We start from the raw sequence: 24006 nt of genomic DNA on the forward strand, positions 1-24006 counted from the left end.
GGTACCCGCCAACCTATCGATGCAGGTGAAAGCCCGTCGGCCGTGTTTCCGGCAGTTCATCGCCGCACGTGGGTCAATGGGCGGGGCCGTGCTGTGATCCCGGTCACGGTACGGCACGATAGGGGCCATGACAGTGACCGAATCCACGGCCTCCGAGAGCACCCCGCCCAAGAAACGCAAGGACCGCACCCATTGGCTCTATATCGCGGTCATCGTCGCGGTGGTGCTGGGCGTCGTGGTCGGCATGCTGTGGCCGGGGTTCGGCAAGTCGGTGGGTGTGCTTGGCGAGATCTTCGTCAGCCTCATCAAGATGATGATCAGCCCGGTGATCTTCTGCACGATCGTGTTGGGCATCGGATCGGTGCGCAAGGCCGCCAGTGTCGGCCGCGTCGGCGGGCTGGCGTTCGTGTACTTCCTGGCGATGTCGACCGTCGCGCTGGCGATCGGTCTGGTTGTTGGCAACCTGCTCGCGCCGGGCACCGGGTTGCATTTGTCCGGGGCGAATCAGGGGGCGGGTGCCAAGTACGCCGACCAGGCGCATGCCGCCGGTGGCACCTGGCATTTCATCAAATCGATTGTGCCGGAGACGATGTTCTCGGCGCTGACCTCAGGCAGCGTGCTGCAAACGCTGTTTATCGCGCTGCTGGTCGGTTTCGCGGTGCAAGCTCTGGGATCCACCGGTGAGTCGATCGTGCGCGGTGTCGGGATGCTTCAGAAGCTGGTGTTCAAGGTCCTCATCATGGTGCTCTGGCTGGCGCCCATCGGCGCCTTTGGTGCCATCGCCAATGTGGTCGGCCAGACCGGCTGGAACGCCGTGAAGGAGCTGGGCGCACTGATGCTCGGCTTCTACACCACGTGTGTGATCTTCATCTTTGGTGTGCTGGGCGCGCTGCTGTGGGCGGTGGCCCGGGTGTCGATCTTCAAGCTGGTGCGCTATCTGGCGCGTGAGTATCTGCTGATCGTCTCGACGTCTTCCTCCGAATCGGCGCTGCCGCGACTGATCGCGAAGATGACGCACCTCGGTGTCGAGAAGTCGACGGTGGGAATCGTTGTCCCGACCGGCTACTCGTTCAACCTGGATGGGACGGCGATTTATCTGACGATGGCCTCATTGTTCGTCGCCGACGCGATGGGCAAGCCCTTATCGATCGGTGAGCAGATCTCGCTGCTGGCGTTCATGATCATCGCTTCCAAGGGCGCGGCCGGGGTGACCGGCGCCGGCATGGCCACGCTGGCGGGTGGATTGCAGAGCCATCGGCCCGACTTGATCGACGGGGTCGGGATGATTGTCGGCATTGACCGGTTCATGTCGGAGGCGCGGGCGCTGACCAACTTCTCCGGTAATGCGGTGGCCACGTTGCTCATCGGAACCTGGACCAAGACAACGGATCGTGAGCGGATCAAGACGGTGCTCTCCGGTGCCGATCCGTTCGACGAAACCACCATGCTCGACGATCACACAGACGACGCCGTCGCCGAGAAGGTGCCCGCGCAGGCAGCCAACTGACGGCGGTGTGCGCCGTCAGTTCATGCGGTATGGATAGTTGGCGACAATCGCGTCGGTGCGATCAATGAGATTGGCCGTCAGCACAATTCCGGTCTGATTGTGCAGGATCTGGTGCCAGCGGCGCTTGGTCTTGATCTCGGTGATGAGCACGGTCACCTGGCGACCGTCGGACTGACGCTTCTTGACGTACTCCACCAGTGGTGTCACCAGCGATCGGTGCGCGGTCGGCAGCACCACGAGCTCAAGCCCGGGGTTCCATTGATCCCAGCGTTTGGTCATGGCGTGCGCCTTCTGATCCGTGCGGCTGATGGTGACCGGCACCACTTCGCCACCGAGGTGCAGTGCCGCCTCGAGTAGCTGAACCGTTCGTTTGTTGATGTCGTCGATCGGCACGATCACCAGGGGTGTTTGATCGGGGGGATTGGGTGTCAGCGTGGGCAATTCATCGAGCTCCAGTTCGCGTTTGACGCCCTGGTAGTAGTTCTCGGTACGCCCGAAAAGCAGAATCAGCAGGGGAATGACGATGACCAGCAGCCACGCGCCCTCGGTGAACTTGCTGCTGAAGAACACGACCATGGCGATGGCCGACAGGGCCGCGCCGAACCCGTTCAGTGCGGCCTTCCAGTGCCAGCCCGGGGTGCGGGCACAAAACCAGTGTTTGACCAAACCGGCTTGGCTGATGGTGAATCCGATGAACACACCGATCGCGAACAGGGGCAGCAGCCGGTGGGTGTCGGCGCCGCTGGCGATGAGAATCACCGCCGCGAAGGCGGCCAGTGCTGCCACTCCGTATCGGTAGACCGGCTTCTCGGCTCGCAACGCGAAGAGATGAGGCATCCGATCGTCTTTGGCGAGCAGGCTCATCAACACCGGCAACCCGCCGAAGCTGGTGTTGGCGGCGAACCCGAGGATCAGTGCGACGGTCACATTGGTGATGTAGAAGGGGATTCCAGTGCCGAAGGCGGCAGCGGAAAGCTGCGCCAGAATGGTGACGTCACCGCGGGGGACCACATGGTGTGCCTTGATGAGGATGCTCAGTCCGATCAACATGACGCCCAAGAGAATTCCCAACGCGACCTCGGTGTGCTGGGCCCGTTTGATGGCGGGTGTCTTGAACGCCGGGACGCCGTTCGCGATGGCCTCGACACCCGTCAGCGACGAACATCCGGCCGCGAATGCCTTGAGAACCAGGATGATTCCGAGCGCGCTGACCGGTTCGATTGGCCCGAGGTCCTTGCCGATGACGGCCACGGGGGTGGGATGCGACAACCCAAAGACGATGACCGCGAGGATGCACACGATGAAGACGAAGGTCGGCAGCATGAGCACCTTGGCCGACTCGCTGATGCCGATGAGATTGAGGACGGTCAGGATGGCCAGTCCGATGAGCGTGATGGACAGCAGATGCGGGGCGAGGGCGGGAAAGGCGCTCGCCAGGCTCGCCGCCCCGGCAGCCAGGCTCACCGCGACAGTCAGCACATAGTCGACGACGAGGCTCGCGGCCGCCAGCAGGCTCGCGCCCCGGCCGAGGTCTTTCTTGGCCACGGCGTAGGAGCCGCCACCTTCGGGGTGTACCGCGATCACCTGGCGGTAGGAGAACACCAACACGATGAGCAGCACCGAGATCGCGATGGCCACCGGCAAGGTGAAGGCGACGGCGCCGACCCCGCCCGCGATCAGGGCCAGGACGATGGCCTCCGGGCCGTAGGCCACCGAGGACAGCGCGTCCAGGGACAGCGCGGCGAGGCCGCCGACTGCAGTCAGTTTGTGTGCGTCATCCTTCAGGACGCGGCGCAGCCGCGGGTCGGCGACGCGCGGCGGTACGGGCTGGGTCGGGGGCGCAGAAACCACCGAGGGAGAGTAGACCCGGAGGTAGCGCTTTTCGTGGGTCTTTACGCGATCTTGAGGCCCGGATAGTGGTGTCAATCACGATGACATCGTCGAACCTATGTCCCATGAGGTCAACGGATGTAGACTCACCGGCATGAAGGGACTCAGTCTTACTGCGATGATCGCGATGGGTGCGGGTGCTGCCGCGATCGCCATGGCCTCCCCGGCGCATGCCGATGACGTCAGCTTCAACGAGACACTGCACTCCTACGGCATCTACGCGCCGCCGGACAAGACTGCATACCTCGGCAAGATCGCCTGCCACCGTCTGGACACCGGTCTGGACAAGGACGCCTACCAGGCCACCAGCTTCCTGACCAAGAACCTGGACCGCAACACCTCCACCGAGCAGAAGTGGCAGTTCCTGGGCGCTTCGATCGATGAGTACTGCCCCGAGCAGCGTCCGGTTCTCGAGCGCGCAGCCAGCCGTACCTAAGCCGGTTCGTTCTTAACCGCGCTCAGCGAGCGCGGTTAAGAACGTCGATGACCTGCGCCACCAGCCCGTCGATATCGGCACCGGTGGTGTCGAGAACGAGTTCGGGATTTTCCGGAGCTTCGTAGGGTGCTTCCACACCCGTCAACCCCTTCAATTCGCCGGCGCGAGCCCGTGCATACAGCCCCTTGGGGTCCCGCTTCTCGCATTCGGCCAGCGGGGTGGAGATGTACACCTCGATGAACGGCAGTTTCGCTGCGGCGTTGATGCTGCGCGCGGTCTCCCGATCGGAGCGCAGCGGCGACACCAGTGATGCCAGCGCGACCACTCCGGCGTCGGCGAAGAGCCGCGCCAGGTGTGATACCCGGCGAATGTTCTCGGCGCGGTCGCCCGGTGAGAACCCGAGGTCATCGGAAAGTCCATGGCGCAGGTTGTCGCCGTCGAGTAGGTAGGCCACTTGGCCGGACTCCACCAGCGCCCGTTCCACCGCGACTGCGATGGTCGACTTGCCGGACGCGGGCAGGCCGGTGAACCAGATGATGGCGCCGCGCTGAGTGGTGCTATCCCAGCGGTATTCGCGATCCAGGGCCGAGGGATGCCACCGGATATCGGTGCGCGAGTGCGTCTCCGGTTTCACCTCGCGTGCCTCGGTGATGGTGCCGGCGCCGACGGTGTCGTTGGATGCCTCATCGATCAGGATGAACGCGCCGCTGTCCCTGCTGTCGGCGTAGGAGTCGGCCACCACGACCGAGCTGGTGCGCAGAGTCACCGAGCCGATGTCGTTGAGCGCCAACTCAACCGGACCGTCCAGCTCGTCGAGAGTCTCCGGGTCCAGCCGGGTGTGCAGAGCCTGAACGGTGGCCCGCACCGTCCGGGTGCCCTGCTTGAGTGCGAGCCGGTCACCGGCTCGCAGCGGGCCGTTGGTGAACCAGCAGACCGTGGCGTCCAGCTCGCGCGCCAGCACCGGCAGCACCGCATCCTCTACGCCGCTCACCAGCACATCGCCGCGGCCCACATCGATGTCGTCGGCCAATTCGATCGATACCGACAGTGGAGCCACACCGGTAGAACGGTTTTCATCCAGAGTGTCGACCACCGTCACCGTCGACCGGGTTCCCGACGGCAGGTTCACCACCGGGTCTCCGACGCTGAGGGTGCCACCCGCCAACCGTCCGGTGTATCGCCGACGCTGATCGGCCGTTGGGCGCGAAACCCACTGCACGGGCAGGCGCAGTTTGGCGGCCTCCGGTTGCGGGGGCGAAAGCTCGACGTTCTCAAGGTATTCGAGCAGCGTCGGCCCGGTGTACCAGGCGGTGTTCTCGGAGCGGTGCACCACGTTGTCGCCGAGCTTGGCTGCGATAGGAATGACGGTGATGTCTACCTTGCCGAGCCGGTCGGCCAGTAGATGCAGCTCGCGTTCGACTTCCGCGAACCGCTGCGCATCGAAGTCAACCAGGTCGATCTTGTTGATCGCGGCCACGAAATGCTTGATACCCAACAGCTTTGCGATGCGGGCGTGGCGACGGGTCTGGCGCAGCACCCCGGCTCGCGCGTCGACCAGCAGGATCGCGACATGCGCATTAGAGGCGCCGGTGAACATGTTGCGGGTGTAGCGCTCGTGACCCGGGGTGTCGGCCAGGATGTAGCTGCGGGTCGCGGTGGAGAAGAAGCGGTACGCGACGTCGATCGTGATGCCCTGCTCGCGTTCGGCGCGCAGGCCGTCGGAAAGCGCAGCGAGGTCGGCGTTTCCCTCGTCGTCGGTGACGGCCTCCAGGTGGTCGACCGGCAGGCTGTCGGTGTCATGCAGCAGTCGCCCGATGAGGGTGCTCTTGCCGTCGTCCACCGAACCGGCGGTGGCGATGCGCAGTAGTTGGCGGGTGTCCACCGCGGTCTGGGTGCTCATCAGAAGTAGCCCTCTCGTTTCCGGTCTTCCATGGCGGCCACGGATGTGCGGTCATCGGCGCGAGTCTCGCCGCGCTCGGACACGGTGGCCACGGAGATCTCCGCGATCACCCCTTCGATCTCGGTGGCCTGGGAGCGGACCGCGCCGGTGATCGTCATGTCGCCGACGGTGCGGTAGCGCACCCATTCGGTGGCTGCCGCCTCGTCGCCCTGCGGGGTGGCGTACTCGGAGGTGGCCAGCAGGATGCCGTCACGCTCGAACACCTCGCGTTGGTGTGCGTAGTAGATCGAGGGCAGCTCAAGGTCTTCCAGCTGTATGTAGCGCCAGATGTCCAGTTCGGTCCAGTTGCTCAACGGAAAGACCCGGACCTGTTCGCCCTTGCGGATGCGGCCGTTGTACAGCGACCAGGGTTCGGGGCGTTGTGCCCGCGGATCCCATTGCCCGAACTCGTCGCGGAAGCTCAGGATGCGCTCCTTGGCGCGGGCACGTTCCTCGTCACGGCGGGCACCGCCGAATGCCGCGTCGAAATCGCCGGCCTCCAACGCATCGAGCAGGGTGCGCGTCTGCTGACGGTTGCGTGAGGCCCCCGGGCCCGGGTCGGCGACGCGCCCGGCGTCGATGGTGTCCTGCACCGAGGCGACGATCAGCTTGTGTCCGTGCCCGGTGGTGCGGCGGTCACGGAACTCGATGACCTCGGGGAAGTTGTGCCCGGTGTCGACATGCAGCACGGGGAAGGGTAACGGTGCCGGGCGAAATGCCTTCTCGGCCAACCTCAGCAGGACGATCGAGTCCTTGCCCGCCGAGAACAGCAGTACCGGGCGTTGCAGCTCGGCAACCACCTCCCGGATGATGTGCACCGCCTCGGCCTCCAACAGCCGGAGCTCGTTGACCTGTAAGAGATCGGGCGTTGTCGCGGTGTCGCTCATAGTGGCAGTCCCTCTCGTTCCGCATCGCTCCGGTAGCGGTCCACCCAGTCGTCAGACCGCTGATCTGCCTGCCGTTCCAGCACCGGTGCCGGTGCGAGCCGGGGGTCTTGGCCCAATGCCTCCAGCACGGTGCCCACCACCTGCGTCAGGTTGCGCCACAGGAATGGGTACGAGACATCGATGGGCTGGATGTTCTCCTCGGCGAACCAGCGGCGCCACCCGGCTTCCTGCGCCTGCAACATGGTGATGACATGGGCGATGGCCCCCGCGTGGTATTCGGCGCGGGCATCGCGCACCGGGTCGGGGCGTCCACGCCACACGCGGGTCTGCACCGCGCGCCAGAACGAAACCGCTTGGGACACCACGTCTGGTCGGTATACGTGCACCAGCACCGGGTCGCTGCCGACGACGTCGCGTATCGCGGCGAGTAGACCGTCGCCGGATCGGTCGGGAAGACCTTGGGCGCGGTTCAGCAGTAGCGGGGTCTGGTTCCACATGAGCTTGCCACCCCAGATTCCGTTGGGGGTGCGCCCCACGGTGCGGATGTAATCGCGCCAGATGGTGGCGGGCGCCAGGTCGGGCTTGCCCGCGTCCAGCGGATCGAGCAGACGCAGGATCGACTCGTCCTGGACGTCGGCGAACCACTCCCGCGGCTGCGGGGACTGGCTTGTGGTGGGCAGGTACTGGAAGAACTCCTGCGGCTCGCCCGCTACACCGGTTGCGCGCAGAGATTCCACCAGGAGTGTGCTGCCACTGCGCTGCGAGGCGAGCACCAGATATGCGGTGGGATGTTCGGGCATGCGCAGTAGCCTAACCGCAATTGTTTTGTATTCGACTAATTGGGTTCGCCGTGAATTGCAATCATAGCGAACATAACTATTGTTCGATGCCGCGTTCGTCGGCGATGGCGGAACGGTTCGCTCCAGGGCGGCCATGGATGCGCAGGAATGTCTCGGTGTAACGCTCAGATATGCGTGTGCCCGCAAAATCCGAGGGAATGACGTCGAGGGTCTTCTCACGCCAGTCGTTGAGGCGCAGCGCCAAGTCGTCGGCGACGGCCCGCGCCTCCGGATCGGCATCGAGTCCCAGCAGGTTATGTGCTTCTCCTGGATCTGCGACAAGGTCGTAGAGCTCCCGGTGCGGGCGTGGGTTGGTGATGTGCGTGGCGACAGCCCGGCCCGGGGGGCTGTCGGCAATGTCCCATGGCAGGTCCAGGACCGGTCTGGGTGCGTAATTCTCTATATAGCTGTAGTTCTTTGTCCGAATGGCCCGAATGGGGTCAAAGGAATCGTGATATGTCTTCGCGGTGAATAGTTCGGAGCGGACTTGTTCTAATTCTTCCGCCGGTTTCAGGATATTGCCGGCGTGGGAAATTCCCTGAATTTCCCCGGGGATATCGACACCGAGTAATTCCAGGAGCGTGGGCAGCAGATCGACGCCGCTGAAGAGTTCGTCGTAGCGCAGTGACTCGGTGCGTCGGCCACGTGGGGGGCGCACGATCAGCGCGATGCCGGTGCCGGCGTCGTACAGGGTGGACTTGGCGCGCGGCAATGCCGGGCCGTGATCGGTCATGAAGACGACCCAAGTGTTCTCGTCGAGGCCGGTCTCGGTTAACACGTCCAGCAATTCACCGACTTTGGCATCCGCCACCGCGATTGAGCCATAGAACTCGGCCAGGTCGTCGCGCACCTCGGGGGTGTCGGGCAGATAGTCGGGCACGTTCACCGTGTCGGCGTCGGAAGGTTCATAGCGCTCCCGTGGAAACGGGCGATGTGTTTCGAAGAATCCAGCGGTCAGCAGAAACGGTGCCTTGGGAGAATTGCGCAACCACCGGGATGCATGCTCCACCACGTATTCGCAATACGAGTTCGACACGTCGTACTCGTGGAATCCCAGCGTCGCGGGATACGCCGTTTCATGCTGCATTCCGAACAGCGCTGTGTGCCAGCCCGATCCGGACAGAATGTGGGGGAGTGTGCGCACGCCGGCGCGATACTCCCAGCCGTGATGGGCCAGGCCGATGAGGCCATTGCTTTGCGGGTATCGGCCGGTGAAAAGCGAGCCGCGCGATGGTGAACACAGTGGCGCCGTGGCGTGTGCGCGGGTGAACAGGATGCTGTCGGCCGCCAGCTGGTCCAGGTGTGGGCTGGACACATCGGGATGCCCGTAGACGCCCAGGTAGCGACCGAGGTCGTGCCAATGGACGATCAGAACGTTGTCCCGTGACGCTTCGGTCACTGCGCTCCCTTCCTGAGGTTCGACGGTCTACCCAACAGTGTGCCTCGGTTATCTGGCAACCCTTCGGCTCACCCGGAGCAACTAACTCTCAACGCGAGCCCCGGAATCCCACGATATGGCTGAGAAGGTCACGGACGGCTCCGGCGGGTGGTACGCGCGCTCCGCGCCAGATGGCGCGAAGATCGCGGTGCAGGTCGATGTCGCATACTGCGACGGCGCGAAGTCTGCCCATGGCCAAGTCGTCGCCGACCGCCAACGCACTCATCACCGCCGGGCCGGCTCCCGCGCGTACCGCTGCCCGTACCGCTGCGGCGGAGGACAGTTCCAGGGCAGGCGCGGCCTGATCGACGGTGCCGAGTGCGGTGCGCAGCGCTGCGGTCAGCGAGTCTCGGGTACCCGACCCGGCCTCGCGCGCGACCAGCGGTGTCTGAGTGAGCTCGATGGGGTTGACCGGTCGGGTTCGTTTGGCCCACTTGTGATCCGGCGCTACCACGACGACGAGTTGGTCATGGGACACCACCTTGCTGCGCAGGCCCTTGGGTGCCAGGGGGCTCTCGATGAATCCGACATCGGCGCTGCCGTCCTGCACCGCCTCGGCGGCGTGCTCGCTGTTGGTCGCGGTGAGTACCACCGTGGCAGCCGAGGTACCCAAGCGTGCCGCCGCAGCCTGCAGCGACACCAACCAGCGCGGCATCAGCTGCTCGGCGATGGTCTGGCTCGCCGCGACCTTGACGCGGGCTCGGCTCTCTTCGCGCAGTGATGCCAGCGCGGTGTCGACCTGCGTGGCGACCGCCAGCAGCTTGGCGGCCCATTCGGCTACCGCGACGCCGGTGGCGGTGAGCTGAGACCCGCGTGGAGTTCTGGTGACCAGTGGCACGCCGGTCTGTGCTTCAAGGGAGGCGATGCGCGCCGATACGGCCTGCTGGGTCAGGCCGAGGTCACGGCCCGTCGCACCGAGACTGGCGGTCCTTGCGATACCCAGCAGCACCTCGAACGCGGACAGTTCTGGCATCCGGCTGCTCAACATGATCCATGTTAGGCACAAATCAGCCTTGTGAGCCCACAAATTCGCGGGGTCTACTGCCGGATCTCCCTCAGATCGACGATTGATTCATGAGCAAGACATCCTCCAACGCAAAGGAAATGACCATGAACACTCTCGTCGCCAACGCAGTCGGCAAGGTCGTCATCTGGGCCGGATTGGCACTCGCCGTTCTCGCCCCCGTCATTGCCGCCCTCTGGATGATGGCCGCACCCAGTGTCGTGGCCGAAGGCAGCAGCCAGAGCGCACATCATCATCACGCCGTTACCCAGACCGGCGACGCCAGCCACCAGAGCGTCATCAATGGTGGGGGTGCCAAGCTCAACAACCAGTGGTGATGCGGCCTCTGCCTATCGGGTACCCCAATGCCATGACGGGGCTCTCAGCGCGTCAAGTCCCACGATCTGCGTCTCGCCCCAGTCTTTGACGAGTTCGAGCCGCACCGCTGATCCCGCATCGTCGAATCGATCCTCATCGCCGGCGAGGATCTCGCGCAGCGGCCGCGCCGCAAGATGATCCACCAACGCATTGGCGTGGGTGATTACCACCACCTGGGTTTTGGCCGCAGCGGCGCGAATGAGTGTCGCCAGCGGTGCGATGAGATCCGGATGCAGTGAGGTCTCGGGCTCGTTGAGCACCATCAGTGGTGGTGGTTCAGGGCTCAGCAGCGCTGCCGCCCACAGCAGGAAACGTAGAGTGCCATCGGATAACTCGGCCGCACGCAATGCGCGCAGCATGCCGGCCTGCTGCACCTGCAGATCGAAGACCCCGTCGCGTACCGCAACGGCCACCGAGGCGCCGTCGAATGCGTCGGCGATGACCCTGTCCAGCATGTCACTGCGAGTCTCGATGATGGTCTGGATAGCGGCGGCCACATCGCTGCCGTCATTCGAGAGCACCGTTGTGCGCGTGCCGATTTGGGGCTGACGTGCCGGGGAGAGCATGTCGACACGGAAACCGTCATAGAACCGCCAGCCGCGCAGCGTGTCCCGGACGGCGCCCAATTCGGGGAACCTGCCGGGGAATTCAGAGAGCATGCTGCGGTAGGTCGGCAGCGAGCGACTGAAATCCTTGAACCCGCGCCCCGAATCCGCGCGGGCTTCAACCACAGGGCGGGTTCTGCGGACCAGGGTCGAACTCGGGCGAACCGATGGTCCGGTGAATACGACCTCGCGCTTGATCTCCGGGTCGCGGCCGAAGGCCGAATCGCTGGGTATCGGCAGGCCGAGGTCCACCAGGTAACCAAAATCTGTTGACGCAAAACCTAATTCGATGGATACGGGGCGCGTGCGGACCGTGGGCTGAACGGCGCCTGTGCGTCGTGCGCCCTTGAGAAACTCCGGCCCGGCCCACATCGCCGATTGCAGTCCACCCTGGCGAGCCAGCGAGCCGATGACCTCGCCGCGGCCGCAGTCGGCCAGTAGCTGCAGTGCCCGGTACAAGGAAGATTTTCCGGTGCCGTTAGCGCCGGTGACGACCGTGAGTTGGGTAAGCGGCAGCGCAATATCGCGCAAGGACCGGTATCCCCGGATGGCGACGGTGGTGAGCACGGCGTCAGGTTAGCCAAGGGCACCGACATCTCACGGTGAACGGTTACGCTGCGACTGTGCTCAGGGTACGAGGCTTGGTCGCGGTTGTCGCGGCGCTGCTCTGCGCTGCGGGGGTGCCGTCGTGCCGTGTCGGCACCGATTCGCTGGCGCAGTGCAGGAACATCCTCAGTAGCGTCGGTGCCAAGAACTGCGAGTTCACCTCGACCGACGCGCTGGGGCTCCGGTTCGAGAAACGGATTGTTGGTACATCTGCCCGGATTCGCATCTTCACGCGTTCCGGAGTGATGGTTCAAACGGTCAGCCACGCCATCGAGGACTCGCCTGAATCCGGCATCATGCTGTTGCGAGATTTGGACGGCGACGGCCGCGATGAGCTGCTCCTTTCATTGGACACCGGTGGCGCGCATCCGAATTCGCACTGGGCGCTGTGGCGGACGACGGGTAACTCCACACAGTTCCGTGCGGTGCGTGCTCCGCACCTGCGTGATGACGTGATGCATGATGTCGGTGCACTGTTCGGCAGTGACTTCTGGCATGCCGGAGACGGTTTTATCGCGGAGTACGGGACCGGCCCAACACGCAGCTGGCTCACGCGGATCTATCGGTTCGATGGTGACGAGCTTGCACCGATCGTGTCGGTTCAGAACGATGGAGTCGGCATGGACGGAAGCATGAGTCCGTGCCAGTTGGAGAAGGTGTACGACCTTGCGCGCATCGGTCTCGCGGCCGACGAGGCGCGGGATCGTTTCTGCACTAGCACCGAAGAGCGTCAACGGCCCTAGAGTCACCAGGTTCTACGCCTCAAAGGTGTTCGGTACCATCATCCGGCATGGGACCCGGGGGGATGCGCAGGCTAGCCATCGCGACAGCCGTTTTAATGATCAACCTGGTCGGATCACTTTGTTCCGTTGCACCGGCGAACGCGGACCCCGCGTTCCCGGACATCGACTCGCTGCCCATGGCCTCGATCAAATATCCCGCGGGCTTCGATCCGACCGACGGGAAACAGTGGCCGATCGAGAACATCTTCTCGCCCGCCGATGGGGTGTATTGCCGGTTACGTCTGCAGGCATGGGGGACCTTCCAAATGCCACCCGCTGATGTCGCCTGCGCGGGTGAGTTGCCGGGAATGTCGAACGGCGAGAACATCGCCCGTATTGATATCGGCACCTCAGGCGCCCCTTACGCAAGATTCCTCAAAGGATCTAACTCTTTGGGGGACCTCAATACGTACCCGCACTTTTCTGCCGGGAAACAATTACAGGTGTTCCTCAATACTCGGAGCATTCTGATGTCGTGCGGTAGCGGCAATGGGGACGATTTCATCTTCGCCTGCCATGCCTGGCAAAGCCTTGGCCAGGCTGATTTCCCTCCGCACGGCTTTGTGCTGGCCGCTTCCGGCAGCTGGGTGTTCTGAGGGGCGATGAAGCGCAAGATCGCTTCTGCGCCGCCACGAGATCATTGAGGGCGGTAGATGATCGAGCTGACTTCGATGCACCGCTTCACTATCACCGGGCATGGGGAGGCCGCGATCGTGGATGGGGCGCAACTTGGCGATCGGACAATTTACGAAGGGGACCATGCGCTGATTGATGGTACCGAGTGTGTGATTTGGTACATCGACAGCGCTCCACGAATTCTCGATATCGAGCCAGGTGTGATCCCCGTAGGCCTCGTGATCGGGAGGCCAGGCGAGGATCCCCCGCGCTCCTACCGCCCGAAACCTGCGTTGCGCAACGCATCGGCCATGGCGCCACCGGGCCGGGTCTCTTCTCGCGGACGGGAATTCTTGCTGCGGTTCTGGTTTGGCCGTCCCTGATTCCTGTCGTCGCGTCGGGGAGTGCTGGCGCGGTCGGGACGCTTGCCCTGCTGCGGGTCGTCGTTGAGGCGCAGGCTCAGCCCGATCCGCTGACGCGGAATGTCGACGTCGGTGACCTTGACCCGCACCACCTGGCCGGACTTGACCACCTCGTGGGGGTCGGAGACATACCGATCCGACATCGCCGACACGTGCACGAGGCCGTCCTGATGCACACCGACGTCAACAAACGCGCCGAAGGCGGCCACATTCGTCACGACGCCCTCCAGAACCATGCCGACCTTCAGGTCCGACACCTTTTCGACGCCCGCGGCGAAGGTGGCCGTGGTGAACGCGGGCCGCGGGTCGCGTCCGGGCTTCTCCAGCTCGCCGAGAATGTCTGTCACGGTAGGGATCCCGAACCGGTCGTCGGCGAAATCGGCGGGTTTGAGTGAGCGCAGCGAGCGCTCGTTGCCGATCAGTTCGGCGAGGGTGACACCGGAGCGGTCCAGAATCTTGCGCACCACCGGGTAGGACTCGGGATGCACGCCGGACGCATCGAGCGGGTCGTCGCCTTCACGGATACGCAGGAACCCGGCGCACTGTTCGAAGGCTTTGGGGCCCAGGCGGGGAACCTCCAACAGGCCCTTGCGGCTCCGGAAGGCACCTACCTTCTCGCGGTGCGCGACGATGGACTCTGCCAGGGATTCCGTCACCCCGGAGACTCGCGCCAGTAGCGGTACCGAGGCGGTGTTCAGGTCGACACCAACGGCATTGACGGCGTCTTCGACGACGGCATTGAGGCTGCGCGCGAGGGTGCCGGGTGTGACGTCGTGCTGGTACTGTCCGACGCCGATCGATTTGGGCTCGATCTTCACGAGCTCGGCCAGCGGATCCTGCAGGCGCCGCGCGATCGAGACCGCACCCCGCAGCGTCACGTCGAGTTCGGGGAGCTCATGCGCGGCGTAAGCGGAGGCCGAATAGACCGATGCGCCCGCCTCGCTGACCATCGCCTTCGTCGGGGCCTTGGCACCGGCGGCCTTGATATCGGCGATGAGTTCGGCTGCCAGGGAATCGGTTTCGCGTGAGGCCGTGCCGTTGCCGACGGCGATCAGCTCGACACCATGGCGAGCGACAAACGCGGCGAGCGTGGCCTTGGCCTCGTCCCACTTCTTCTGCGGCTGGTGTGGGTAGACCGCGCAGGTGTCGACCACCTTGCCGGTGCCGTCCACCACGGCCACCTTGACGCCGGTCCGGAACCCGGGGTCCAGGCCGAGGGTGGCACGCGTGCCGGCGGGGGCCGCGAGCAGCAGATCCTTGAGGTTGCGTGCGAAGACGCCGACGGCGTCTTCCTCAGCGCGTTGACGCAGTTTGAGGCGGGCATCGACGGAGGCAGAGAACATGAGCTTGGCCCGCCAGGCGACCCGGACGGTACCGGCCAGCCACGGCGTTGCCGGGGTCTTGGCGGTCAGGTTGACCCCGAGCGACTGCGCGACCATGGCCTCATACGGTGCGTCGTCGCCGCCGTCGAAGTTCAGGGCCAGAACCTGCTCCTTCTCGCCGCGCATGACGGCGAGCACGCGGTGCGAGGGCATGGTCTCCAGGGATTCGGAGAATTCGAAATAATCGCGGTACTTCTGTGCCGCTTCGGTTTTCGCGGCGTCCTCCGACCACGGGGCGGTGCGCAGCGCGCCGTCTGCCCAGAACTTGGTGCGGGTGGCGCCGACGAGCTCGGCATCCTCGGACGCGCGCTCGATCAGGATGTGGCGCGCGCCGTCGAGGGCGGCGTTGGTGTCGGCGACCTCCTCGGTGAGGAACTCGGAGGCCACCTCATCGGGCACCAGGTTCGGGTCTGCCAGCAGCCGGTCGGCGAGCGGCTCCAGACCGGCCTCGCGGGCTATCTGCGCCTTGGTGCGTCGCTTGGGCTTGTACGGCAGATAGATGTCTTCGACACGCGCCTTGGTATCGGCCGAGAGCAGTGCCGCCTTGAGCTCGTCGGTGAGCTTGCCCTGTTCCTCGATGGAGGACAGCACCGCGGCGCGGCGCTCATCGAGTTCCCGCAGGTAGCGCAGCCGCTCTTCCAGACTGCGCAGCTGGCCATCGTCCAGGCTGCCGGTGACTTCCTTGCGGTAACGCGCGATGAACGGGACCGTCGCGCCCTCGTCGAGCAGCCGCACAGCCGCTGCGACCTGGGCCTCGGCGACCTCCAGTTCAGCAGCGAGGCGGGCATTTACAGATTTCACGGTCACGCTCTGAGTCACGCCGAGGGACCCTACCCAATGCGGAGGACAAGCTACGCTCACCGGGTGCGTGTCTGGAGCGTGTTGTGCCTGATCTTCCTGGTCGCGGGTTGTGTCGCACACACGCAGCAGCAGGCGCCGACCTCCTCCACATCTCCATCCGCCAGTGCACCGTCCACGGCGCCGGCAACAACGACGTCGACGGCCACGACAGCCCCGGGGCCGGAGGCGTCCGTGGAGTCGGTGACCCGTTGGATCGAGGCGGGTGCGCCCGTCGACGCCGAGGAATTTCGCACGGTCGATCAGGACGGCGCACCGTCTCAGCTGTCTGAAGGTGAGGTGGCGTTCCGCTCACCCGGTGAGCTCGGTCCCCGGATCATCGGGGGATGCATCACAGCGTTCAAGTACAAGATGCCGCTGTCCTGTCTGCCGGGGATTCACAATGCGCCGCCCCGTCCTCCCGATTTGCCCGGCCAATGGATCTCGGGCTGGGTGAGTTTCGACGGAGCGACCGTCACCGTAGGGAGCCTGCATGGAGACCCCGGGCCGTTCAGTGAGGGGGTAGGCCTGCCGTTAGAACACGGCAAGCGGCTGAAATTTGGTGACTACCAATGCAGATCGGACCAGAAGGGTCTGTATTGCGTGAACTACCCGCATCACTCGGCTATCCGAATGAGCGACGAGCTTTCGGTGTACGGATGCACCAAGCGGGCAACTCCGCCGCGCGGTATCGGAGTGCAGTACGACTGCGGGTGAGTGCCGGTCAGCTATGGCATACGTCAAGAACTACCGCTGCTTCGTCATACATGTGGGCGATGAGCTTGGCGTAGACAACTTGCTGCTGTAGCTGCTCTCGTTGCGTTCCTGGCACTTTGCGGGTTTCACGAACAACGGAGACGGCTTGACCGGATAGCTCGGCAATGTGTTGTGCCCTCGGTGCGAGATCGGATCTGGTCACCTGAGCCGCGCGAGTGCGAATCTCGTTGGACCACTTCTCGTAGTCGGCCAGGCTTGGGCCGCCCGGGACGATCGATTGAGAGTCCGTGAGATCCTCGCGTTCGCTGAAGACAGCCAGGGTTGCTATTGCCTTACCGCATTCGCTGCGCCCGGTGATGCCGTGTCCGGGCTGTGCGCGCTCCATCAGATAGGCAGCGGCACTGGCGATTACGGACATGGCGATCACGACGCCGACGACGATCAGCCACACCTTCCGTGACGGCGTGACGGCTGGGTACTCGGACTCGGCAAGGGTGGGAACCTCTCCGAGTGACGAGGCAGCTGTGGCACGTAACAGGTTCAGCTGTTGTTGCAGCCGACGCAATGTGCGTGCATCCCACCAAAAAATCACTGCCATCAGCACGGCCACCGCAAGCCACGCCATGGCGCGCCAGACATCGTGATCAACGAGGCGGGCGACTGCGATGAGCGCTGCACCCGCTGGAACTAGGTATGCGACCCATCGCGCCCATGTGGGCGTCCGCAGCCTGGTGCCAACAAGGAGCGTGCACAGCCGCACAGCCGCCGACAGCACCGGCGCCTCGGTGGGTGCGGCACCGCGCTGGCTTGCCTCGATGGCCTGGCGTCGCTGCGTCGCGTCTAACCCATCAAGGACGGCGAGAAAGGACTGGCGGAATCGTTCCTGAACAACGATCAGCAGGGTTGCAACACCGATGCTGAGCACCGGTATCTGCACCGCGCGGGCTGTCCAGTCCGATCCGTCGTCGGGCATGAGGAAGATCCACAGCGGGCCGCCGATTGCTGTCATGAGGGCGACCATCACCAACCAGCGCACCCACCGCGGAGCCAGTAGCAACCGAATGTTCACAGCAAACATTCTGACAGGTCGAATGGTTGTTGTGTGTCCGGGTAGCCGCTGCTACATCAAGGAGGCCGCTGCTGGGCCAGCAAGGTCGCAGAGAACGGTTATGCCCGCTGGGGTGGCGCGGGGTTCAGCGCATTCGGGCATAGCTCGCTTTGCAGAATGTCGACATACACGTTGGGAGCAGGCGCGGGCGCGACACCGGAACCCACCGGGAACTGCGATCCCACTTCTTCGGGTGGCACACCGTTGCGTAGATCGCGGCAGGCCTGGTGTCCCGCCTGAACCACATACGGTTCTGCGTCCTTGTGGATGAAGACTCCCGCGGCGCGCAGGCTGTCCAGGAATGTGTGGTCATTAGCCTGCGCAGTCCCCATGCCGAACAGGCCGCCAGCCGACATGCCAGCGGCAGTGATCCCGACGACGATCCTGGTGCAGAGCTTGCCCATCGTTGATTCCTTCCGGCCACCAGCATTATTGTCAGGGGAGCGGGCTCTACATCGGCGAACGGACGAAGAAGGGCCGTTTAGTTCAGGCCGCCGCCGATGACCAGGATCTCTCCAGTGATCCACGAGGCGCGGTCCGAGGCCAGGAATGTCACTGCTGGTGCGATGTCCTCCGGGATGCCGATCCGGCCAAGGGGTGTGATGTTCTCAATCTCGGTACGGAACTCGCGGCTTGAGAAGGCGCTGGATTGCATGCCGTCGGTCACGGTCAAGCCGGGATTGACCGAGTTCACCCTGATGCCCCGTGGGCCCAGCTCCTTGGCAAGGGTGCCGGTAATCGCGTCCACCGCCCCCTTCGAGGCGGTGTACACCAGCGAGTTGGCGGGCGTGAAGCTGGTGACACTCGATCCGATGTTGACGATGCTCGAGCCGGGTCCAAGGGCGCTGCCGAGCGCTTCGGTGATTGTGATGGCCAGGCCGAAGACGTTCAGGCCGAACTGGCGCTGAAGTTCCTCCGCGGTCACTGATTCAACCGCGCCCATCTCGTACACCCCGGCGTTGTTGACGAGGATGTCGAGCTTGTCGATCCGGGTGCTGAGTTCGGCGAACAGTCCTTTGATGCTGGCCGGGTCGGAGATATCGGCCTGGAGTGCGAAGGCCTGTCCGCCGGCGTCGTGTATTGACTTCACGACATGATCAGCGCCGCTCTTGCTTGACGAGTAGTGGACTGCCACACGTGCTCCCGCGGAAGCCAGGTCGCGCGCGATGGCCGCGCCGATTCCCTTCGACGCGCCCGTAACAAGTGCCGTCTTGCCTGCCAGAATGCTCATGGATTTCCGTCTTTCATTTGACCGCAACATATTTCATTCATATCTGGTTGCTTCTCGAGCGTAGATTCGCGGGCGCCGTCCTGGAAGGGTGCGCTACTCCTACCTGGCATCCCGTGCGGCTGAAGCGATGCGTCACTGGGTGGGTGTGTTACACCCTGGTTGGTGCCAGCCGCCGTGAGTATGTTGAGGAGATGGATCGGCGAAATGAGTTGGGCGACTTTCTGAAGGCGCGCCGTGCTCTGGTTTCGCCGCGACAAGTGGGTCTGCCGGAGGACGAGCCGCGCCGCGTTCTGGGCCTGCGCCGAGAAGAGGTTGCGGCCCTGGCGGGGGTGAGTGCCGACTACTACAGCAGGCTTGAGCAGGGGCGTGAGCGGCATCCCTCAGAGCAGGTGCTGCGGGCGATTTCCCGGGCGCTGCAGCTGGATACGCACGCGGCTGAACATCTGGCCAGCCTTGCCCGGCCGTCTGGAGCAGCACCCGATGCGGCTGGCCTACGCGATGCCAGCGAGGGGACCATGAGGATCGTCAACAACGTGGTGCACGCCCCGGCATTGGTAATCAGCCCGGCGCTGGACATTCTGGCCATGAACACTCGCGCGCAGGCTCTTTACAGTGACTTCTCGGAAGTGGACAACTTGGCGTACATGGTCTTCCTCGACCCGGTGGCCAGGCAGTTCTACGCAGAATGGGACGACGTTGCGCGGGATACCGCCCGGAATCTGCGCGCGATGTCGGTGTCGTTTCGCGAAGACCCCCGCGTGGCAGAAGTCGTGGGTGAGTTGACGATTCAGAGCGACGTCTTCACCTTCGTGTGGATGCAGCATGATGTCCGGCCGCGCACGAGCGGGACCAAACGCTTCCGCCACAGCCAGGTCGGGGACATCAACCTTCACTACGACAGTTTCGCGGTAGGTGGGGCACCGGGGCAGCAGCTGCTCATCTACTCGGGCGACCCTGGCAGCGCCGATGCCGATGGGCTTGAGCTGCTGGCCCGGCTTGCGCTGGACCAGCAGCCCGAATAGCGGAAAACACATCCAAATCCATTTGAGGCAAATGATATTCGTCGCCTCTTGAGTTCAGATTGCGCAGGATAGATTTCGTGACGTCACAGCAGACCGCTAATGCGGGAACACTCACCATCGGTGGCGACATCATCGTCAACAGGCTCGGCTACGGCACGATGCAGCTGACCGGACCAGGTGTGTGGGGGTCGCCGCGAGATCCGGCATCGGCGGTGCGGCTGCTGAAACGCGTGGTTGAGCTGGGAGTGAATTTCCTGGACACCGCCGATGCGTACGGACCGCAGACCGTCGAAGACTTGATCACCGAAGCGCTGCACCCGTACTCCCGTGATCTCGTGATCGCCACAAAAGTGGGTATCGCACGCACTGGTCCGGCCGAGTGGGGCTGGATTCCGTTGGGGCGGCCCGAATACTTGCGCCAGCAGACGGAAATGAGCCTGCGGCGCCTGAAGCTAGAGCGCATCGACCTACTTCAGTTGCATCGAGTCGATCCCACTGTTCCCTTCGAAGACCAGGTCGGCGAACTCAAGCTCCTGCGAGACGAAGGCAAGATCCGGCATATCGGGCTCTCAGAAGTCTCGGTGAGCCAGTTGCACGCAGCACGGCAGATCGTGCCCATTGCGTCAGTGCAAAACCTGTTCAACCTCGCCAATCGGTCAGCGGCTGACGTGGTGGACTACGCCACTGCCCACGGCATCGCGTTCATCCCATACTTCCCGCTGGCTACCGGGGGCCTGGAAGGTCCCGGCGGTGCTCTGGATCTCGTGGCGCATGCCCACGGCCGTACCCCAGCGCAGATTGCCCTGGCATGGCTGCTTCGCCGTTCACCGATTGTGTTGCCGATCCCGGGAACATCGTCGGAAGCGCACCTCGCGCAGAACGTTGCCGCCGCAGACATCACTCTGAGCGATGCCGAGTTCGAGGCCCTTTCCGCGGCGGTACCGCCGCTGGACGACAAAGAGATTTAGCTTCATGCGGATTGGTGTTTTCACCGCGCTCACTGACGAAAGCCTGGAGCCCGGTGAACTAGCGGTCGAGATCGAGACGCGCGGTTTCGAATCCCTTTTCGTGCCAGAGCACACGCACATTCCCGTGACGATCGAAGCGATCCATGACGGTTGGGATGAGATACCCCACGACTATTGCCGCACCCTCGACCCGTTCGTAGCGTTGTCCTTCGCGGCGGCCGCGACGAGGGATCTGCGCATCGGTACCGCTGTGGCGCTGCTTGTCCAGCGAGATCCGATCACGTTCGCCAAAGAAGCCGCGACCCTGGACAGGGCATCGGGCGGACGGCTGGAACTGGGAATCGGCGTCGGGTGGCTGCGCGAGGAGATACGAAATCACGGCACCGACCCGCGCACGCGGGTGGCATTGCAGAGCGAGCGCATCCAAGCGGTCAAGAAGATCTGGACGGAAGAAGAGGCCGAATTCCACGGCAAGTATGTGGCTTTCGGTCCGATCCGTTCCTGGCCCAAGCCTGTTCAACGACCACACCCGCCGGTGTGGTTAGGAGGCTGGGGGCCGTCTACCCACGAGCGGATACTTGACCACGCCGACGGCTGGATGGCACCGACAATGCTTGGAGTCGAAGAGCTTCAGAAGGGGATCGGCGAACTCAACCTGCTGGCAGCGCAGATGGGCAAGCCGACGGTTCCGGTGACCGCGACCATCCTGGCGCCCCGGCCTGGAGATATCGAACGCCGCGCCGACCTTGGCGTGCATCGTGTGCTGTTGGGGCTGCCGGTGGAGTCCCGCGACACCACTTTGCGCACGCTGGACCGCTTGGCCGCGCTGGCGGCGTGAGAATGTCGTGGTTCCGTCAATACCTCATCGGATATGCCGGTGATGATTACGATGCGAACAGACTCAGCTATTCGAGCTAAGGGCGGTGTACACAGTGGACGCAGTATGGGCCACCGGGGCATCGCTGAATTGCTCGAAGGTCCTGTAAGAGATGGCCGGATCCGCGGGTGTAGACGCCATCGAACTCGCGGAGTTGGAGTTTTTCGCAGGTAATCCGGCCAGTGCGCTTGCTCCGTTGGCCGAGCTTCTTTCGCCCCTTGAAGCGGCTCCCGGGCAGGTGCTGATGCGTCAGCGCGAGCCGGCCGATTGGTTCCTGCTCGTCGGCTCGGGTGGCGGCGAGATCCTTCACGCCGGCGACAACGGAGATTCGGTCGTCGCGCATCTGGTGCCCGGCATGGTCGTCGGTGAGATTGCGCTCCTGCGTGGGAACGCCCGGACGGCGACCGTTGTGGCGACCGAACCGCTTCGCGGCTGGGCCGGTGGCGGTGATGCGTTCACCGCGATGCTAGAAATCCCTGGTGTGTCAGATGCATTGGTATCGACTGCGCGTCAACGGCTAGCCGCATTCGTCACACCTATTCCGGTGCGGCTACGCGACGGCGCCCAGTTCTACCTGCGGCCGATCCTTCCCGGTGACAGGAGGCGGCTGGCGAGGATGTCGCGACGCACGGTGTACCGCCGGTTTCTGGGAGTGCCGAACAAGCGGATGATTACCTACCTCTTCGAAGTGGACTACCGCGACCACTTCGCATGGGCACTCACCGCTGGACCCGGCGGTCTTGTCGTGGCCGATGCTCGATTCATCCGCCACCTCGATGAGCCCGATAGTGCCGAACTGGCTTTCACGGTCGGTGACGACTACCAGGGCCGTGGGATCGGAACACTGCTGATGGAGGCGTTGGCGGTGTCGGCGCATGCCGACGGTGTCCACAGATTCACGGCCTCGGTGCTCTCGGAGAACTACGCGATGCGCAGCATCCTGAATCGGTACGGTGCGCAGTGGGAATCGGATGGTCCAGGGGTGGTCACCACAGTCATCGATGTTCCCCATCTGAGGGAACTCAGTCTTTCTTCCCAGCTGTTCCGGCAGATCCACGTCGCTACGCGGCAGGTGGTGCAAACGTTGTGTTGATGGTCTGACGGAGGCTCAGAGCTTGAACCCCCAGCGCTCCAGGGGCACCACAGTCCTACTCTGGCGTCAGATGACTCGACCCTGCCAAATGGATTAGGAGCAACGTGGCCCCAGTAACGCGATACCCAAATCCGTTTCCGAAGGATCGCATCGAAGCCGCCACAAAAGCCGCTTCGTTAAGACAGTTGTTTGTTTATGGGCTGTCGAGTGCACAGCGTGCGGTGACGTTTGGAGCTGAGGTTCTTGGAGGCCTTGCTGAGCCCGAGAAGGTGATTATTGATGCCGCTCTAGAGGCCTCCTGGAATGAGGTCAAAGGGATCTTGAGTGCTGACCTAGCAGCACACGTTCCTGGGTTGCTTCAACGGATAATTCCTGAAGAAGAAGAGGAGTATTCGTTTTACAATTCGGTTGTCAATGATGCTGTGGCCGCGACGGCATATGCAATCAGTGCTCTAACTGGCTCTGTTGCGACAAGCTCGGAGAGTGCGTATTACGCAGCAGAAAGTCTGTTCAACCTGGCGGACCTTGTTTTGCACCGTAACGAGATCGAGTATGTGACTGATATTACGTGCGCGCCGATTCTTGCCGCGACTCTCGGCTACATCGAATCCGATCTGGACCGAATGGAGTGCGGTATTACAGTGCCAGAACCAGCGAGCATTCGACCTCGATTGATCGCTGAGGGGCAGCACCTCGCCCGACTTGCAGACTAGATTGCGCCGCCGTCTGGATAGAGCTGCAGGTAACACTTTGCAGTGAGGATCTACCAGGCGCGCCCGGCAGGGATCGAACCTGCGACCTAGGGATTAGTGGTGGGGCCTGCTCGGAGGTTCTCTCTGTGTCTCGTAAATTACTGTGGCACAGCTGATTACCTCGCCGTTGGCTTCTCTATCTTTCTGCCGATTTCCCGGCGATTCTCGCTCATTTCCGATGAATAAACGATGGATTTTCAGGTGCTCATGAAGCTGCGGTTGTGTAGGAACGCATGGACAAGCGTTCTTACAACCGCAAGGAAGCCGCCGGGTACCTCGGCATCAGCCTCTACAAGCTGGACGAGCACAAACGCGCTGGCCACTTGTGCCCTCGGTATGACGGCACCGTGCCGTTGTACCCCAAGGAGGAACTGGATGCCTTCTTTGCGGGGCTGCCATCGGAACCGCCCAACCGGCGCTAGCCCCGTTTCTCGAAAGACATCACCGTCGTCCGATGATGTGGAGGTGGATGACTCACCTCTTGCTCTGGACTCAGAGAACGCTGCAAAACACCTGGGTATCTCGAGGGTGCTGCTGGATCGCGAGAAGCGCGCCGGCAATATCTGCCCCAAATACGTCGGGACCAAGCCGATCTATCCAATTGGGGAGCTGCAGCGCTGGCTGGATGCATTGCCGTCTGAACCGCCAAGCAGGGGCTAAATCTCTGTTGCG

Annotated in this window: 24 protein-coding genes; 13 read left to right on the top strand and 11 right to left on the bottom strand. The window is 63.5% G+C overall.

Going from position 1 to position 24006, the window contains the following annotated elements; genetic code table 11:
- The first annotated feature begins 127 nt into the window (after positions 1–127).
- Positions 128–1507 carry a cation:dicarboxylate symporter family transporter gene (locus HBA99_RS07860; protein ID WP_057965000.1) on the top strand — a complete coding sequence of 460 codons (1380 nt, stop codon included), beginning with the start codon at positions 128–130 and terminating at the stop codon, positions 1505–1507.
- A gap of 15 nt (positions 1508–1522) precedes the next feature.
- On the opposite strand, the gene HBA99_RS07865 is transcribed toward HBA99_RS07860, so the two are convergent.
- Entirely contained in the window at positions 1523–3358 is a 1836-nt protein-coding gene (locus HBA99_RS07865) for an APC family permease (RefSeq protein ID WP_057964999.1), read from the bottom strand.
- Positions 3359–3491: 133 nt separating this feature from the next.
- Here HBA99_RS07865 and HBA99_RS07870 point away from each other — a divergent pair, with 133 nt between their 5' ends.
- Complete coding sequence (locus HBA99_RS07870; RefSeq protein ID WP_030095058.1) at positions 3492–3833, top strand: DUF732 domain-containing protein; 342 nt, start codon at positions 3492–3494, stop codon at positions 3831–3833.
- A gap of 22 nt (positions 3834–3855) precedes the next feature.
- Here HBA99_RS07870 and cysC read toward each other — a convergent pair whose 3' ends face one another.
- The 5 genes from cysC to HBA99_RS07895 form a co-directional block, all read right to left on the bottom strand.
- Positions 3856–5733, bottom strand: coding sequence for an adenylyl-sulfate kinase (gene cysC, locus HBA99_RS07875; RefSeq protein WP_070951299.1), 1878 nt, complete (start codon positions 5731–5733; stop codon positions 3856–3858).
- On the bottom strand, positions 5733–6659 hold the full coding sequence (gene cysD, locus HBA99_RS07880; RefSeq protein WP_070951298.1) for a sulfate adenylyltransferase subunit CysD: 927 nt from the start codon (positions 6657–6659) through the stop codon (positions 5733–5735). Before cysD ends, cysC begins: the two co-directional genes overlap by 1 nt.
- Positions 6656–7459, bottom strand: a complete 804-nt coding sequence (gene stf0 / locus HBA99_RS07885; RefSeq protein WP_030095061.1) for a trehalose 2-sulfotransferase — start codon at positions 7457–7459, stop codon at positions 6656–6658. The genes cysD and stf0 overlap by 4 nt, the downstream gene beginning before the upstream one ends.
- Positions 7460–7535: 76 nt before the next feature.
- Complete coding sequence (locus tag HBA99_RS07890) at positions 7536–8897, bottom strand: sulfatase family protein (protein WP_070951297.1); 1362 nt, start codon at positions 8895–8897, stop codon at positions 7536–7538.
- Between the two features lie 88 nt (positions 8898–8985).
- Positions 8986–9927: a LysR family transcriptional regulator gene (locus HBA99_RS07895; protein WP_070952293.1), complete on the bottom strand. Its 942-nt coding sequence runs from the start codon at positions 9925–9927 to the stop codon at positions 8986–8988.
- Between the two features lie 83 nt (positions 9928–10010).
- On the opposite strand from HBA99_RS07895, the gene HBA99_RS07900 reads away from it, so the two are divergent.
- Positions 10011–10277 (top strand): hypothetical protein, encoded by a 267-nt coding sequence (locus HBA99_RS07900; RefSeq protein ID WP_070914463.1) that lies wholly within the window; start codon positions 10011–10013, stop codon positions 10275–10277.
- Between the two features lie 12 nt (positions 10278–10289).
- Here the strand turns inward: HBA99_RS07900 and HBA99_RS07905 are convergent, their stop codons facing one another.
- Positions 10290–11489 carry an AAA family ATPase gene (locus HBA99_RS07905; protein ID WP_070922529.1) on the bottom strand — a complete coding sequence of 400 codons (1200 nt, stop codon included), beginning with the start codon at positions 11487–11489 and terminating at the stop codon, positions 10290–10292.
- Positions 11490–11545: 56 nt separating this feature from the next.
- Here HBA99_RS07905 and HBA99_RS07910 point away from each other — a divergent pair, with 56 nt between their 5' ends.
- Positions 11546–12271: a hypothetical protein gene (locus HBA99_RS07910; RefSeq protein WP_070931157.1), complete on the top strand. Its 726-nt coding sequence runs from the start codon at positions 11546–11548 to the stop codon at positions 12269–12271.
- Between the two features lie 62 nt (positions 12272–12333).
- On the top strand, positions 12334–12906 hold the full coding sequence (locus HBA99_RS07915; protein WP_070918557.1) for a hypothetical protein: 573 nt from the start codon (positions 12334–12336) through the stop codon (positions 12904–12906).
- A gap of 293 nt (positions 12907–13199) precedes the next feature.
- On the opposite strand, the gene HBA99_RS07920 is transcribed toward HBA99_RS07915, so the two are convergent.
- Positions 13200–15548, bottom strand: coding sequence for a Tex family protein (locus HBA99_RS07920; RefSeq protein WP_070951296.1), 2349 nt, complete (start codon positions 15546–15548; stop codon positions 13200–13202).
- Between the two features lie 45 nt (positions 15549–15593).
- Here HBA99_RS07920 and HBA99_RS07925 point away from each other — a divergent pair, with 45 nt between their 5' ends.
- Complete coding sequence (locus HBA99_RS07925; protein ID WP_057964991.1) at positions 15594–16283, top strand: hypothetical protein; 690 nt, start codon at positions 15594–15596, stop codon at positions 16281–16283.
- Between the two features lie 7 nt (positions 16284–16290).
- On the opposite strand, the gene HBA99_RS07930 is transcribed toward HBA99_RS07925, so the two are convergent.
- From HBA99_RS07930 to HBA99_RS07940, 3 genes are all read right to left on the bottom strand, one after another.
- The gene (locus HBA99_RS07930) at positions 16291–17352 is read right to left on the bottom strand and encodes a hypothetical protein (RefSeq protein ID WP_070951295.1); all 1062 of its coding nucleotides are present in this window, start codon (positions 17350–17352) and stop codon (positions 16291–16293) included.
- A gap of 98 nt (positions 17353–17450) precedes the next feature.
- Positions 17451–17795 (bottom strand): DUF732 domain-containing protein, encoded by a 345-nt coding sequence (locus HBA99_RS07935; protein WP_070951294.1) that lies wholly within the window; start codon positions 17793–17795, stop codon positions 17451–17453.
- Between the two features lie 77 nt (positions 17796–17872).
- Positions 17873–18622 carry an SDR family NAD(P)-dependent oxidoreductase gene (locus HBA99_RS07940; protein ID WP_070951293.1) on the bottom strand — a complete coding sequence of 250 codons (750 nt, stop codon included), beginning with the start codon at positions 18620–18622 and terminating at the stop codon, positions 17873–17875.
- A gap of 191 nt (positions 18623–18813) precedes the next feature.
- Between HBA99_RS07940 and HBA99_RS07945 the strand changes: the two genes are divergently transcribed.
- The 7 genes from HBA99_RS07945 (at position 18814) to HBA99_RS07975 (ending at position 23994) form a co-directional block, all read left to right on the top strand.
- Complete coding sequence (locus tag HBA99_RS07945) at positions 18814–19644, top strand: helix-turn-helix domain-containing protein (RefSeq protein WP_070952292.1); 831 nt, start codon at positions 18814–18816, stop codon at positions 19642–19644.
- 77 nt (positions 19645–19721) lie between these two features.
- Positions 19722–20612: an aldo/keto reductase gene (locus HBA99_RS07950; RefSeq protein ID WP_070951292.1), complete on the top strand. Its 891-nt coding sequence runs from the start codon at positions 19722–19724 to the stop codon at positions 20610–20612.
- A gap of 4 nt (positions 20613–20616) precedes the next feature.
- On the top strand, positions 20617–21450 hold the full coding sequence (locus tag HBA99_RS07955) for an LLM class F420-dependent oxidoreductase (RefSeq protein WP_070951291.1): 834 nt from the start codon (positions 20617–20619) through the stop codon (positions 21448–21450).
- Positions 21451–21601: 151 nt separating this feature from the next.
- Positions 21602–22582: a GNAT family N-acetyltransferase gene (locus HBA99_RS07960; RefSeq protein ID WP_070951290.1), complete on the top strand. Its 981-nt coding sequence runs from the start codon at positions 21602–21604 to the stop codon at positions 22580–22582.
- A 104-nt stretch (positions 22583–22686) separates the two neighbouring features.
- On the top strand, positions 22687–23295 hold the full coding sequence (locus HBA99_RS07965) for a hypothetical protein (RefSeq protein ID WP_234798037.1): 609 nt from the start codon (positions 22687–22689) through the stop codon (positions 23293–23295).
- A 272-nt stretch (positions 23296–23567) separates the two neighbouring features.
- Complete coding sequence (locus HBA99_RS07970; RefSeq protein ID WP_070951288.1) at positions 23568–23756, top strand: hypothetical protein; 189 nt, start codon at positions 23568–23570, stop codon at positions 23754–23756.
- A 43-nt stretch (positions 23757–23799) separates the two neighbouring features.
- On the top strand, positions 23800–23994 hold the full coding sequence (locus HBA99_RS07975) for a hypothetical protein (RefSeq protein WP_070952291.1): 195 nt from the start codon (positions 23800–23802) through the stop codon (positions 23992–23994).
- The last annotated feature ends 12 nt before the right edge of the window (positions 23995–24006 follow it).

Origin of the sequence: Mycobacteroides chelonae, assembly GCF_016767715.1 — a bacterium.
In the GTDB taxonomy this organism is placed as follows: Bacteria; Actinomycetota; Actinomycetes; order Mycobacteriales; family Mycobacteriaceae; genus Mycobacterium; species Mycobacterium gwanakae.

What these genes read in the sequence shown, in the direction of transcription:
- HBA99_RS07900 (WP_070914463.1), top strand. Translation starts at nt 10,011, where the DNA reads ATGAGCAAGACATCCTCCAACGCAAAGGAAATGACCATGAACACTCTC.
- HBA99_RS07955 (WP_070951291.1), top strand. Translation starts at nt 20,617, where the DNA reads ATGCGGATTGGTGTTTTCACCGCGCTCACTGACGAAAGCCTGGAGCCC.
- cysC (WP_070951299.1), bottom strand. Translation starts at nt 5,733, where the DNA reads ATGAGCACCCAGACCGCGGTGGACACCCGCCAACTACTGCGCATCGCC.
- HBA99_RS07945 (WP_070952292.1), top strand. Translation starts at nt 18,814, where the DNA reads ATGGATCGGCGAAATGAGTTGGGCGACTTTCTGAAGGCGCGCCGTGCT.
- HBA99_RS07940 (WP_070951293.1), bottom strand. Translation starts at nt 18,622, where the DNA reads ATGAGCATTCTGGCAGGCAAGACGGCACTTGTTACGGGCGCGTCGAAG.
- HBA99_RS07860 (WP_057965000.1), top strand. Translation starts at nt 128, where the DNA reads ATGACAGTGACCGAATCCACGGCCTCCGAGAGCACCCCGCCCAAGAAA.
- HBA99_RS07915 (WP_070918557.1), top strand. Translation starts at nt 12,334, where the DNA reads ATGCGCAGGCTAGCCATCGCGACAGCCGTTTTAATGATCAACCTGGTC.
- stf0 (WP_030095061.1), bottom strand. Translation starts at nt 7,459, where the DNA reads ATGCCCGAACATCCCACCGCATATCTGGTGCTCGCCTCGCAGCGCAGT.
- HBA99_RS07935 (WP_070951294.1), bottom strand. Translation starts at nt 17,795, where the DNA reads ATGGGCAAGCTCTGCACCAGGATCGTCGTCGGGATCACTGCCGCTGGC.
- HBA99_RS07970 (WP_070951288.1), top strand. Translation starts at nt 23,568, where the DNA reads ATGGACAAGCGTTCTTACAACCGCAAGGAAGCCGCCGGGTACCTCGGC.
- HBA99_RS07960 (WP_070951290.1), top strand. Translation starts at nt 21,602, where the DNA reads ATGGCCGGATCCGCGGGTGTAGACGCCATCGAACTCGCGGAGTTGGAG.
- HBA99_RS07870 (WP_030095058.1), top strand. Translation starts at nt 3,492, where the DNA reads ATGAAGGGACTCAGTCTTACTGCGATGATCGCGATGGGTGCGGGTGCT.
- cysD (WP_070951298.1), bottom strand. Translation starts at nt 6,659, where the DNA reads ATGAGCGACACCGCGACAACGCCCGATCTCTTACAGGTCAACGAGCTC.